The sequence below is a fragment of the Streptomyces sp. NPDC058375 genome (assembly GCF_042723425.1).
In the GTDB taxonomy this organism is placed as follows: Bacteria; Actinomycetota; Actinomycetes; order Streptomycetales; family Streptomycetaceae; genus Streptomyces; species Streptomyces durocortorensis.
In genome coordinates this window covers 1-11,852 of record NZ_JBHXJG010000226.1, presented here as the reverse complement: position 1 = coordinate 11,852, position 11,852 = coordinate 1, and the positions used below count along the sequence as shown (strand labels likewise).

The 11,852-nt window shown below is 68.2% G+C and carries 11 protein-coding genes and 3 pseudogenes; 10 read left to right on the top strand and 4 right to left on the bottom strand.

The features are described 5' to 3' along the window. The first annotated feature begins 183 nt into the window (after positions 1 to 183). Positions 184 to 937 (top strand): annotated as a pseudogene (locus ACFWM7_RS27895) (transposase family protein). Positions 938 to 979: 42 nt separating this feature from the next. Here ACFWM7_RS27895 and ACFWM7_RS27890 read toward each other — a convergent pair. Next, positions 980 to 1,429 carry a hypothetical protein gene (locus ACFWM7_RS27890; protein WP_383265471.1) on the bottom strand — a complete coding sequence of 150 codons (450 nt, stop codon included), beginning with the start codon at positions 1,427 to 1,429 and terminating at the stop codon, positions 980 to 982. A 490-nt stretch (positions 1,430 to 1,919) separates the two neighbouring features. On the opposite strand from ACFWM7_RS27890, the gene ACFWM7_RS27885 reads away from it, so the two are divergent. The 4 genes from ACFWM7_RS27885 to ACFWM7_RS27870 all read left to right on the top strand — a co-directional run bounded on the left by ACFWM7_RS27885 (position 1,920) and on the right by ACFWM7_RS27870 (position 6,002). Beyond that, the gene (locus tag ACFWM7_RS27885) at positions 1,920 to 2,399 is read left to right on the top strand and encodes a peptidoglycan-binding protein (protein WP_383265468.1); all 480 of its coding nucleotides are present in this window, start codon (positions 1,920 to 1,922) and stop codon (positions 2,397 to 2,399) included. Positions 2,400 to 3,514: 1,115 nt separating this feature from the next. Next, a complete protein-coding gene (locus ACFWM7_RS27880; RefSeq protein WP_383265465.1) occupies positions 3,515 to 3,874 on the top strand; it encodes a hypothetical protein in 360 nt (119 codons plus the stop codon). A 189-nt stretch (positions 3,875 to 4,063) separates the two neighbouring features. Beyond that, positions 4,064 to 5,362, top strand: coding sequence for a hypothetical protein (locus tag ACFWM7_RS27875; RefSeq protein ID WP_383265462.1), 1,299 nt, complete (start codon positions 4,064 to 4,066; stop codon positions 5,360 to 5,362). Between the two features lie 10 nt (positions 5,363 to 5,372). After that, positions 5,373 to 6,002, top strand: a complete 630-nt coding sequence (locus tag ACFWM7_RS27870) for a hypothetical protein (RefSeq protein WP_383265459.1) — start codon at positions 5,373 to 5,375, stop codon at positions 6,000 to 6,002. A 381-nt stretch (positions 6,003 to 6,383) separates the two neighbouring features. On the opposite strand, the pseudogene ACFWM7_RS27865 reads toward ACFWM7_RS27870, so the two are convergent. Together ACFWM7_RS27865 and ACFWM7_RS27860 are read right to left on the bottom strand one after the other, a co-directional pair. Continuing rightward, positions 6,384 to 7,030 (bottom strand): annotated as a pseudogene (locus ACFWM7_RS27865) (transposase); the annotation flags it as partial. A gap of 177 nt (positions 7,031 to 7,207) precedes the next feature. After that, on the bottom strand, positions 7,208 to 8,002 hold the full coding sequence (locus tag ACFWM7_RS27860; RefSeq protein ID WP_383265456.1) for a MerR family transcriptional regulator: 795 nt from the start codon (positions 8,000 to 8,002) through the stop codon (positions 7,208 to 7,210). Positions 8,003 to 8,080: 78 nt separating this feature from the next. Here ACFWM7_RS27860 and ACFWM7_RS27855 point away from each other — a divergent pair, with 78 nt between their 5' ends. Together ACFWM7_RS27855 and ACFWM7_RS27850 are read left to right on the top strand one after the other, a co-directional pair. Continuing rightward, entirely contained in the window at positions 8,081 to 8,443 is a 363-nt protein-coding gene (locus ACFWM7_RS27855; protein ID WP_383265453.1) for a nuclear transport factor 2 family protein, read from the top strand. A 38-nt stretch (positions 8,444 to 8,481) separates the two neighbouring features. Beyond that, positions 8,482 to 9,207, top strand: a pseudogene (locus ACFWM7_RS27850) (SDR family oxidoreductase); the annotation flags it as partial. A gap of 245 nt (positions 9,208 to 9,452) precedes the next feature. On the opposite strand, the gene ACFWM7_RS27845 reads toward ACFWM7_RS27850, so the two are convergent. Further along, positions 9,453 to 9,803 carry a hypothetical protein gene (locus tag ACFWM7_RS27845; protein ID WP_383265450.1) on the bottom strand — a complete coding sequence of 117 codons (351 nt, stop codon included), beginning with the start codon at positions 9,801 to 9,803 and terminating at the stop codon, positions 9,453 to 9,455. 302 nt (positions 9,804 to 10,105) lie between these two features. On the opposite strand from ACFWM7_RS27845, the gene ACFWM7_RS27840 reads away from it, so the two are divergent. The 3 genes from ACFWM7_RS27840 (at position 10,106) to ACFWM7_RS27830 (ending at position 11,620) form a co-directional block, all read left to right on the top strand. After that, entirely contained in the window at positions 10,106 to 10,267 is a 162-nt protein-coding gene (locus ACFWM7_RS27840; protein WP_383265447.1) for a hypothetical protein, read from the top strand. 530 nt (positions 10,268 to 10,797) lie between these two features. Then, entirely contained in the window at positions 10,798 to 11,250 is a 453-nt protein-coding gene (locus ACFWM7_RS27835; RefSeq protein ID WP_383265444.1) for a hypothetical protein, read from the top strand. 151 nt (positions 11,251 to 11,401) lie between these two features. Then, positions 11,402 to 11,620: a hypothetical protein gene (locus ACFWM7_RS27830; protein WP_383265441.1), complete on the top strand. Its 219-nt coding sequence runs from the start codon at positions 11,402 to 11,404 to the stop codon at positions 11,618 to 11,620. The last annotated feature ends 232 nt before the right edge of the window (positions 11,621 to 11,852 follow it).

The window sequence follows — 11,852 nt, the reverse complement described above, 5'->3', positions numbered from 1 at the left end:
CCCAAAGGCCGCCCCGGCCTTTGGGGGAACGTCGTTCCGTACGGCGAGAATTGCAACGCTTAACACAATGAGCCTTTTCCGACCTGGTGGTGGTGTCCGCGCGTTGGACGGTCCTGCACAACGACGAAGCTGCTGGTAGACGGGTTCTCGATCATGACCACCCTTGTCTGCCAGGAGCTGCGCGTGCTTGTTTATCCATCCTCGATTATCTGTTCCGGCCGCACCTTGCGGTTCCTGACCGGACTACTGGCGGCCAGACGGCAGGACATCGGAACGCGGTGGCGACGCCTTCCCGCCTCGCGACAGGCACTTCTCGCCCTGGCCCACCTGAGGTGCGGTGACACCTATGCCCAGCTGGCCGCCGGGTTCGGCATCGGGATCGCGACGGTCTGCCGCTACATACGTGAAGCCGTCGAGGCGCTGTCCGCCTTCGCCCCCCTTGCCGTGACGATGCGGACTATCCGGCAGAAGGCGTTCGTCATCCTGGACGGCACCCTGCTGCCGATCGACCGCATCGCCGCTGACACTCCCTACTACTCCGGGAAGCACAAGCGCCACGGCATGAACGTGCAGGTCCTCACCGATCCGTTCGGGCGGCTTCTCTGGATCTCGCCGGCTCTGCCCGGCTCGGCTCACGACCTGACCGCCGCGCGACATCACGGGATCATCGCAGCCCTTACTGAAGCAGGACTCCGGTGCTGGGCGGACAAGGCGTATCAAGGCGCCGGCGGACCCGTCCGCGTACCGTTTCGGGGGCGACACCTCAAGCGGTGGAAGCATCGCCACAACACCACCCACGCCAAGATCCGCTGTCTCGGCGAGCAGGCCATGGCCACTCTCAAGAACTGGCGCCTCCTACGCAAGCTCCGCTGCAGCACCAAACCGAATCACCGACGTCGTGAAGGCCGTCCTCGTCCTCCCCCACGCGTCAACATGAGGTTGGACATCGCTCAATACGTCAGCCACTCCGTGTCGGGGATCAGGTCCTCGATCCATTCCTGGCCTCGCATAGCCCACTGAGGAGATACGGCTCCCCGCGGGGCCCGAAGCGCAGGCCGTCCACGTACTCTGGCAGGGACGGATCCTCAAGTCTCGACGCGGTCTCCTCAAGCCAGGGTTCGAGCTCCGAGGGCAGTCGGCCAACCAGAGGAGTGCCGCCGATGCTTACCTGCGGCCCCCGGCAGGCGTCGACAGCTACTGCAGCCAGCGTCCCAGTCTCCGGGTCGTCGTAGGTGTCGATGCCAACCCCGTAGAAGGGGTACCAACGCGCGTACTTCTTGACGTCCCATGCATCAATCGGCTCGCCCAGATCGGCTGAGACCTCCTCCCTGCTCTGACCGAACCGCATGGGCCCCACGGACTTCAATGGATCCCACGTCCATTCAGGACGCTCCCCGTCCCAGAGGAACCTCTCCGCGAACCAGACCAACGAACCCACCCCCGTAGAAGCATGCGTGCAGGAAGCATTCTTGCAAGGCGTGTTGCCGCCGGCACCATGCGCCTGACTGCCTGACCACGAGCCCTGGGCAATTGTGGTGGCGTCGTCCGGCCAAGGGGCGCGAGATGTCCGGCAACAGCCCGGGGCGGTCGACGGCACGGCCGCGCTCCAGGGGGCCGGGAGCGGGCGATCGGGGCGGCTGACGGCCTGGTGGCCGCCGCCGGAGTCGCGCTCGCGGGATAAGAACCGCAACGGACTGCACCCGAACATGGCTCCCGCGCCCGTACGGAAATCGGACGCCGCTCGTCCCACCGTCCCGCCATACCGTCGAAGCGGACGGCGTCCCCGCAGGTCAGCGGCTGAGACGTCCCACGAGGAGGTCATTTCCGCAGCAACCGTGGCCCCCTCGCTGCCCGCCCCGCACTCTGATGTCGCAAAGCCGGCGGCACGGCAGGTGCCGCCCCACGACTCAAGGGAAAGCATGCGACCGAACGCATTGACGAGGACCGTCATCAGCCTCACCACCGCCGCCGTCGTCGGCCTCACCGCCGCAACGGTGGCGGGCGCGGGTACCAGCTTCGCGGCGTCCCCGCAGGCCGCCGAAACCGCGGCGAGCACCCAGGACGTCTCCGTCGCCGCGGTGAACAACCTCGGCCTGAGCAGCGCGCAGGCCAAGAACGTGCAGCGTGCGCTGAAGGCCCGCTGGGGCTACAACGACGCGATCGACGGGCAGCTCGGCACCAACAGCTGGAAGGCGATGCAGCGCTTCCTCAAGAAGAAGTACAGCTACAAGGACAGCATCGACGGAATCGTCGGGCCCAACACGGTGACGGCGTTGCAGAGGTACCTCTACTACTTCGGATACAACGGACATCTCAACGGAATCGCCGGATCAGAGACCAGGGCAGCGTTCAAGAATATGTCCGGTTCCTGCCCCGACCACTGCCTGCCGTCTACCTGAGCGAGAGCACGAACACGCCGCTGCCCGTCCCTTTCTCCTCCCGGAGGAAGGGACGGGCAGCTTGCCTCTCCCGCTGCACATCCACCACCCCCACCGGTGGCATGGGGGCCTGCCCCGATCCGGGGCGGGCCCACGTCGCGCTCGTACGGGCCGCTGGGTGCCGATCCCCGCCCCGGGCGACCGGGAGGAGGCCCGAGGCGGGGAGGTCGGCGCTCAGAACGGCGCTGGGGCCGCCTCCGGGGCCTTTTGTGCCTTGGCGGCGGCGACGGCTGCGTCGCGGACGGTTTCCCATTCCAGGATGACGCGGTCACGGTCGCGCTGGGCGGCAACACGGCAGCGCCAGCAGAACACGTCTCCCGGGAAGCCGCCCGGCCGCGCGAACCATCGTGGCCGGGGCAGGTGCCGTCATCGGCCGGGGTCACGGGCAGCTCGGCGTCGAGCCGGGCGTAGCGGGCTTCGTCCTGGCAGGTGGCGCACTGGCCGCCGGTGCGGGTGCGGGCGGTGCAGGTGTGTCCGTCGTGGCCGGGGCAGAGGGGCCAGCCGAGGTGTTGGGCGCACTGGGTCTCGCCGACGACGGCGAGGATCGGGCAGTGGCCGTCGTCGGCCTCGCAGACCGGATGCCGGTCGATGCCGCGCCGCAACTGCTCCTGCTGCTGCTCCAGGTCAGCCCACGCGGGCTGGGTGGGCGTCGGACCGTCCTCCCAGCGGCGCCCCTCCCCCGATGCGGTGCGGTCCGGGCCGGGGGCTTGGTGGGGCACCGCGGCGGTGCCGGCTGCGGAGCGGGGACGGGCATCGCGGCGGCGGCCTTGAGGCGGCCGGAGATCACCGCGCCGACCGTGCGGCGCAGCGGGCGGGCGACCACCTCCCACAGCAGCGGCACCGGCCACCCCGCCGCCAGGAGCCCGGAGACCCTGAGGCCCTGGTCCCGGAGCGTGGCTCCAACCCCGTTGCTAGAGTGAACCGTTGTTCTCGATCAGGGGCGGGGGGCCCATGACGTACGACGACGAGTGGGCGGCACTCAAGTCCGACGCGCGAGATAGGCAGTCGGCGCAGATGAGCCTCAACACGGCTGGGGCCCGGCCGGTGTTCCGGCGTCCGGCACCGATTCCGACCTCGTGGTGCACCGGGACGAGTTGGGCGCGGTCGGTAACGAGGCCTTCCGGGTCCACGGCGAGCTGCGGAAGCGTGCTGCCGTGGCGGGGGCCGGCGCCGACAAGGCCGGCGCGGGAACCACGGCCCGGGCCGCAGCGGAGTTGCAGGGCCGGAACTTCAGCGCGGGTGGCGAGTTGTACACCACTCTCGAAGTCTGGACTTCACAGGTGAAGACGGTCCTGCAGATGTTCGCGCACATCTCCAACCACCTGGACTACTCGAAGAAGTCGCACGCCAACGACGAGGCGGAGATCACCGCCGCTTTCAAGCGGCGAGACGGCTCCGCCGTGCCGGTGTCGGAATTGCAGAAGTACGCGAAGTGATCAGGGGGAGCGGGACAGCATGGGGGCGTTCTCATACACGATCTGATCGAAGCCGACCTGGGCAAGCTGAGCTCGGCGGCTGACGACTGGTCCTCGACGGCGGCCGGTCTGAAAAGGCTGAGGACCGAGGTCTACAGCGGTCTCCTCCCGCTGTCCGACGGGGCCGACCGGGCAGGGCTGAACGCTGCCGTGACCAAGGAGTTCGTCCAACAGGAGGCCCAGAGCATCGTGGCAGTCCTCCAGGACGGCCACGCCGAACTGAAGCACGTGCAGAAGCGTGCTCGCGAGCTTTCCGCGGAAGCCCGTAAGGGCGATCCTGACCGGTCGGCGGGCCCTGATCCGGGGCTGTTGGTGTCGGACGGGCCCAACGGGACCGTGAAGGTCATGGAGGCCTTCTGCGGTGTGGAAGGCACCTCCCAGCGGACCAAGGACCTGATGCAGTGGTACGCCGACGCCCTCACGGGTCTGGTGGCGCATGCGGCGGAGATCGACGCCGCCGTGACCCGGGCTCTGAAGCGAAGCCACGGCGGTGACCCGCACAACGCGGGGCACGCGACGTACACCTCGCTCGACGAGGACCAGCTCCCCCGGGCCACCAAGCTCGCCTCGCTCGGGGGCGATGCGAACACGGCGCAGCGGGCCGAGCTGCGGCGGCTGTGGACATCGCTGAGCCCTCAGGCTCGTGCGGAGTTGTGGACCGGGCACAAGGGCGACCTTCTCGCGGCGGGACTGCTCGCTCCGACCGTCAAGAAGGCCGCCCCGGACCGTGGCTCCGGGCCCCACGGTGTCGAAGATCCGGGAGCCGAGGAGCGAAGGACCCGGGAGAAGATGAACCTGATCGCCGAGGCCGCCGACTGGAAGGGCGACAACGACGCCGCGCGGCACATGGCTCACTACCTCGGGAACAGCGGGACGGACATGAACCTGCCCGTCGACAAGATGATGTCGGACGTGCCCAGCTTCAACGCGCACATCGAGGACGGCATCAAGGAACACCAGGCCGCTTGGCGCGACGACGCTCTCGCAGAGTTCCGGCGCAATGGCGGACAACCCGTCTCGATGCCGGTGGAGACCGGAAACCGGGACTTCGCCTTCACGCCCGATGTCGACAACAACTGGTTCTACGCAGTTGGGTCCACCCGGTCGAACGTGACGGGGGTGGTCACTGTCGTGCCGGACGAGAACGGACAGCCCAAAGTCGGTCTCGACTACCAGGCCAACGCCTGGGACCGCTACAACTGGGACGAGAGCAAAGGCGTGACCATCGATCTCCCGTGGGGCAGCGAGATGAGCATTCCGGATGGCCAGATGGCCCGCCTCCACACCACGGGCATCGCCCAGGAGTTCGACATGGCGGGCAGCAGTTCCGTCAAACACTACGATCTGGGCGGACCCGCCCCGAACCAGGGCTCTCTGCCGCAGCCGGATCCGCCGGGCCGTGAGGGTGACCGGGCGGATCCGGGTCGTGAACAGCAGGAAGCGCGATAGAGGATCACTGATGGACACCTCCCCCCAGACCGCTGCCGACGGGCAGCCCGTGCGCCGTCGTCGTGTGCCGGTCGCAGTCGTCGTCGTTGCGGTGTTCCTTGCCTGCGCCGCCACCGCGATCGGTGTGGTGTCGTGGGTTGCCGATGACGTGTCGTCGGACCTGACGGACCAGGAGATGACGTGTTGCTGGGAAGAAGGAGCCACGCCCGCCTGGATGAGTGACCAGCTCGGTATCCGCATTCCGGAGGGAGCCTCGGATCGACGGTCGGGCTACAAGACCGGCCAGCGTTACGACACCGGCCTGCTCGCCTTCGTCCTGCCGAGCGAGGACGCGGAGCGGTACACGGGCCGTCTCATCCGGAGCGGCACCGAGATGATCGGGAACTCTCACCCCGAGGAGAAGGGCTACCGGCCCGCCGCCGCCTTCGGTCACCTCGGACTGCCCGAACCGCAGACGTTCGTCCAGGGCCTGCGAAAGGCCAGTCTGTGCCCGGACGACCTCGCGTCCCCGGAGGGCAAATACCTCGAACGCTGCGTCGACCTCTTCGCCCACGAGTTCACACCCGGTACCACGCGGATCTACGTCCGGTCGACCATCGAACCGTCCCTCACGCCTCCGCCCGCGAGCAAGGCTCCGTAGCCCGCCTGGGAGGGCATCGCAGAAAGGGCGGCGGAATCCCTGTTTTGTTCCACTGTCACCGCCAGGAGCACGGGCATGGCCAGGGCGACGACGTGAGCGCGCTGCGGGCCGAGTTGGAGCGGGCCGGCTGGTGCCGTCCGTTGCCGGGCAGGCGGGCTGCGGGCGTCCGGTCGGGCGGGAGTCGGAGGCCGCCACCGCGGCCGCAGCCTTCTCGTCCTGCGCTTGCCGGGCTGCCGTCTCCTTGCAGTCGGCAGCGATCCGCTCCGCCTCCAGGAGGTCATCGGCCGCGCGTCGCTTCGCACCCGCCGACTGCGTTACCGGGTCGGACGTTGTCCGGGACTGCGGTCAGGCGGCCTAGCCGATCGAGGACACGTAGCTGTAGCCGGCGGAGTCGGTGCGGATCAGGGTCCGGTGCCCGCGCCGGTACTCCTTCGGCAGCTGAGCCAGCCCGCGTTACCCGGTCTGAGCAGAGCCGCGACCGGCTCACCGGTGCCGCCCGGCCCGTGGTCGACGAACGCCCATCAGCGGGTGGTGGCCGTGGGTTCGCTTCCAGGTGGGTGCGGCGTCCTCCTTGTCCGAGTGCGCGACCACCAGCACCCCGTCGAGGTCCACGGTCGCCGTCCCGTCCGCATCCGGCGCCCGCTCGCCGGCCAACTTCCAGACCGGGCGCGCGCTTCGGCCCGGGCAGCACGGGCCTCCGCCAGAGCCTTCTCGTCGGAGGCGGCGAGGGTGTTGATGAGGCGGGAGATTGTCGGGTCGGAGGCCACCGGCCCGAACACAGCCGGCTCCGCCCGCAGCATTCCGGCATCCGCACGGCAGTCACCGCCCAAGGCGACCGCCAGGGCCACGTCCGGGAGGACCTTGCCCGGATCGTGGACGGCCCTCGGCTTCCGCCACGGCATCAGCGCCGCTGATATCGCGGTGTCCAAGCCGGCCTTGCGTACGGTCTCGACCAGCAGCATGCCCCCGGCCTGCGAGACCACCGTCCGACCGCCGCTCTCGATGCGGACACGCGGGTATGACCCGATACGTTTCTCCTCCGGGAGTACCTCTTTCCGTAGAGCCAACAGGACCCTAGAAGAGTCCAATCGTTGCAGTTCAGGAGCGCTCTCTGCTTATTGATCACGCCTCGGTGCTCCAAACTCGTGAGAGCGCGAGGTTCAACGTGTGCGGTCGTTCCACAACTCCGCACCGCACTGTCCGCCTCAGGTGACACGGAAGACCGGCCAGCCGATCTCGGTGCGCCACGCAGCGGGATCGCTCGTGTCACGGGGGCCGACAACGTAGACCTCCCGCACCGGCCCGGCCACCGACATCGCGTTCTCCACCACCCAAGTCCCGAGTTCGCCGTACGTGACCTCGATGCCGTTGTGCTCGCCGACATGGGTGGTGATCGCAAGTTCCGCGGTCGGCAGACTCACGGGGTGCACGCGTCCGGTGCGAGGTGGCGCAGCTGACGGCAGGTAAACGAGCGCGTGACCGCGCTCCTGCTCGAAAAGGGCGTTGTCGTAGCTGCCGCCCGGCGGTCCGGTCACGTCGGCGCCGACGGCCGCCTCCAATTCGGCCATCGCGCCTGCGTACCAGATCTCGATGTCGCGATGCCCGACTACGGCCTCCACCGCCGCGACCGTCCGTGCGGGCTCCGCACGTAGCTCGACGTCGATGGGCGCGGGATCGGGCCTCAGCAGGCGGCGCAGCGACACGACTGCGGCCCGGGTGCGGTCGAGCGCATCCTCGAGGCGTTGCAGGTGCTCCGCGACCAACGCCGCCCGGGCACCAGGGTCGGGGGTCCGCAGGATTCGCTGCACATCGCTCAGGGGGACGTCGAGCTCGCGGAGCCGGTGGATGACCTGCGCGGTCGGGATTTGATCGACGCCGTAGTAGCGGTAGCCGGTGGTCTCGTCCACCACGGCAGGTTCCAGCAGGGCCGCCTCGTGATACCGGCGCAGGGTCCGCACGCTCAAGTGGGTCAGCCGCGAGAACTCACCAATGGTCAGCATCCCCTCATTCTGAACGTTCCCCCTGGGGGAGAGTCCACGGCTTGACCCTCCTGCGCCGCGAGGTCACACGGTGGGCTCATGACACAGCACACCGATCTTCCGTCCGATCTGCTCCCGACCGCCGTGCGCCAGTTCTTGGGTGCCCACATCGTCCGCGACGCCGACGCCGCCTCGTCGTTCCTCGCAGAGGATGCGGTGATCGTCGACCAGGACGAGACCTTCCGCGGCCGGGAGGAGACCTACGCGTTCCTGCGGGACGCCGGGTCCGAGTTCGAATACACGACCGAGCAGATCGGCGCTCACCGCGTCGATGACACCCATTGGGTGGTAACCGTGCGGCTCGAAGGCACCTTCCCGGGAGGCGGCGCTGAGCTCGACTACCGGTTCGCGCTGCTGGACGACCTCATCGCCGAACTCGTCATCGCCAATCACCCGGCCTGACCGAACCCGCATCACCTCAATCTTCAGTGGAGAGAAAAATGTCTAGTTCAGTTCGCGATCGTCTCAACGGTCGCCGGGCGCTGGTCACGGGCGGTTCGAAGGGCTCGGGTAAGGCCGTCGTGGAGAGACTGCGAGAGATGGGTGCCGACGTGTGGACCACGGCACGCACTATGCCCGGCGGCTACGAGCGCCCCGATCGGTTCATCGAGGCGGACACCTCCACGGTGGGCGGTGTTGAGGTTGTAGTCTCCAAGATTTCTGAGGGAGGTGCGCTGGACATCCTGGTGCACGTTGTCGGAGGATCGTCGACCCCGCCTGGCGGATTCGCTGCAGCGACTGAGGAGCACTGGTTGGCGGAGCTCAACCTGAACTTCTTGGGAGCTGTCCGACTGGATCGAGCACTGCTGCCGGCAATGGTGGAGGCTGGATCAGGAGTAGTTGTCCACGTCACGTCGATTCAGCGTCAGATGCCATTGCACGACGCGACGTTGCCGTACGCGTCAGCGAAGGGTGCCCTGCGTACGTACAGCAAGGGTCTCGCGAACGAACTGGCCCCACGAGGCGTGCGAGTAAACGCCGTCAGCCCCGGGGGGATTCAGACCGGAGCGTATGCGGGCTTCATCGACCAGCTCGCCAAGGGCAACGGACTGACCCGCGAAGAGGCGGAGCAGAGCCTGATGGATTCCCTCGGAGGGGTTCCAATCGGGTCGAGGACCGGGTTGGTGTCCTGTGCCCCTCGTCCAGCAGGAGTAGTCGGCGCGCAGGCGGGGGCGGGTGAGCGCCCACATCTTCAGATAGTGGTCGTGTGTGAAGGGCAGGGTGCCGTTCACGGAGCAGATGTCGTCCCATGCCCACCGGGCCCGGGGCAGCAGCCCTTGCACGACGTACTGCTGGGCCGCGTCGTCGAGCCCGTTGACCGTGCCGAGATGCCGGGCTGTGATCTGCTGGTCGGTGGAGTAGCAGAAGTGCTTGACCATCTCCATCACGAGGTAGGCCAGGGTCGTGGCCTTCAGGCGGCGGGGGCCGACGGCAAGTCCCGGTCCAGGTTGAGGAGCTGGGCGGTGCGCCACAGCGGCATGTGACGGGTGGCTTCCAGTCGGGTCTGGAAGCGACTTCCCACCGCGCGGTAGGCAAGCGCGTGCGAGGTGCTGCAGTGAACGTTGGGTCCGAACCGGGCCTTGGCCTCCAGGGCGATGGGCTTGTTGAACGCGATGTACATACCGCGGCGGCGGGACGCGCCCCCCATCATCACCAGCGTCGATGTCTTGCCCGTACCGGCACCTGCCACCAAGGCTAGATCACGGCCGGCAGTGAAGGCATCTCGTGCTGCGGCCTGCTCCTCGGTCGCCTTCACTTCCACTACGTGGCCCCTTTCGCGCGTTCGCTGCCTGCTCAATCTGCTGGTTGGCACCAGCTGGCCGGGCAGACTCTGGTCAAGAGCAGCATGACGGGGCGCACTGACAATCCGCAGTTACATGGGGAATGACTGTTTGGGATAGCAAACAGGTGACCGAGACGTCATCGCCGGGATCGCTCGCGTGCCGGCCCTTTACCCCGACGAACAGACGGCTCTGTATCGGTGGGCCGGGCCGCCGGTGCCGCCGTTGCTCGCCCCCCGTCGCGCCGGACGCCCCCGGCGACCTGCGCGACCACATCGCCCGGTTGCCGTTCCCCGCGCTGCGGGAGTCGGGCGACTTTTCCGTCATCGCCTTCAACCGCCACGCCGCACGGGCCGGCCCGTGGGCCGCCCGGCCGGGAGCGAACGTGATGGTCCACCTGCTGCTCCCGGGGCCGGGCCGCGACCAGTGCGCGCAGTGGGAGTAGCACTGGGCGCCGCCCCTGCTCGCCCAGCTCCGCCAGGGCGCGTTCGGCAACAGCGCACTGCGGGCCATTGTTGACCGCGTCTGCGAGGACCCCCGGGTCCGCACCCTCTGAAACCGGACCGCGGACCTGCGCCGCCACGCCTAGGGCACCACCCGGCCGATGTTCCTCGACGGCTGGCGGCCCCTGCTCCCGCGTCATCATCGGAGAACCCGCCAGCAACACCCACCAACCCGGCCGCCGTGCCGCCGGATAACCCTCTCCGCTAACCCGCCCACAGAATTTCCAGACACACCGGTATAGGGTCACCCGTCACCGAAAGAGGGCCCGGAGAAAGCCGCCAGAAATGAATTCGTGGTCGCAATTTCGGTGCGAATGCTGCCGCCGAGGGGGCCTTTTCCTGGCCGGGGTCGCCGCAGACGCCCTCCCCGGCACGTCAGGTGCTGGTTGGGGTGGCGTGAAGTCGACTGTCGGACGTCGCTGGAAACTTGATGTGATGGGCGAGACCCACGGTGATCTCGGCTGGAGGATTTATGGGTATCAGGCAGACCGGTGCGGGGGCCGTAGGCTTCAGCGCGAACTGGGAGTTCACGAAGTCGGACAAGCTGGTCGCGCAGCAGGTACTCGACTTCCTCGCGGACAGGCGGGTCCTGACCATCGGCCGGGGACGCAGCCACCGGGATGCACGGTACTGCCTGGAATCGGCCAACGAATGCCGACGCAGCCTGTCCGCCTACCTGGAACAGATCCAAAAGCCCGGCGGAGATCTGCGCGAGTGGCTCCGCCTGATCCGCGCCAGTTTCGTGGACTTCATCGAGACCGGCGGGCCCGAGGGGCACGCCTTCCGTGAAGGCGAGGACGCTGCGTTCAACTCCGCCCTGCTGCGCCTGCGTAACGACGTCCGGCAGGTCACTGATGCCGTCGCGGGCAAGTTCAAGCTCAAAGGCCTCGACCTTCCTCCCGGCGATCTCCGCCTCGGCGAGTAGCAGAGGCAGCCGACTGCAGCCAGCGCCCGCACGGGGCCCACCCGCTCAGCCGCGAAACCGCCGCGCCGTTCGTATGGCACTACGCCCCAACTCTCCCGCAGTGTGCAGTATTTGGGGAATTTCGCGGCGTTCTGGACGGCGATATTCTGCTGTGCGTTCCTATACTGCTGTTGAGATCGACGGGGTGCTGTCCCCGTACGGCAGGCCGCTGCCCGCCGGACACACCATGCACGCCGTGGAGTCGGCCGCCTGGCGGGACTGGGCGGCGACGGTGTACCCGCGCCCGCGCGGCCTGTGCCTCGCCCTCGACCCGGCAATCGGGCGGGCGCTCGCGGACCTCCCCGCCGGCCTGGTCCTGGTCTCCTCCTAAGCCCCGGCCGAGCTGGAGCCGCTGCTGCCCGCCCTGGGCTGGGACACGCTGCCGCCGATGGTGCCGCTGCGGCACCATCGGCACCGTGCACTACCTCCGGCTCGACGACCCCGGCCACTGCCCCGACGCGGAGACACCTAAGAGGTCATCTCATTTGGGTGACTCGGTATTCTGTGAGTCATGGTGGGGATCGTTGAGCGGTTGGTGCCGGACGAGTTGTGGGAGTTGTTCC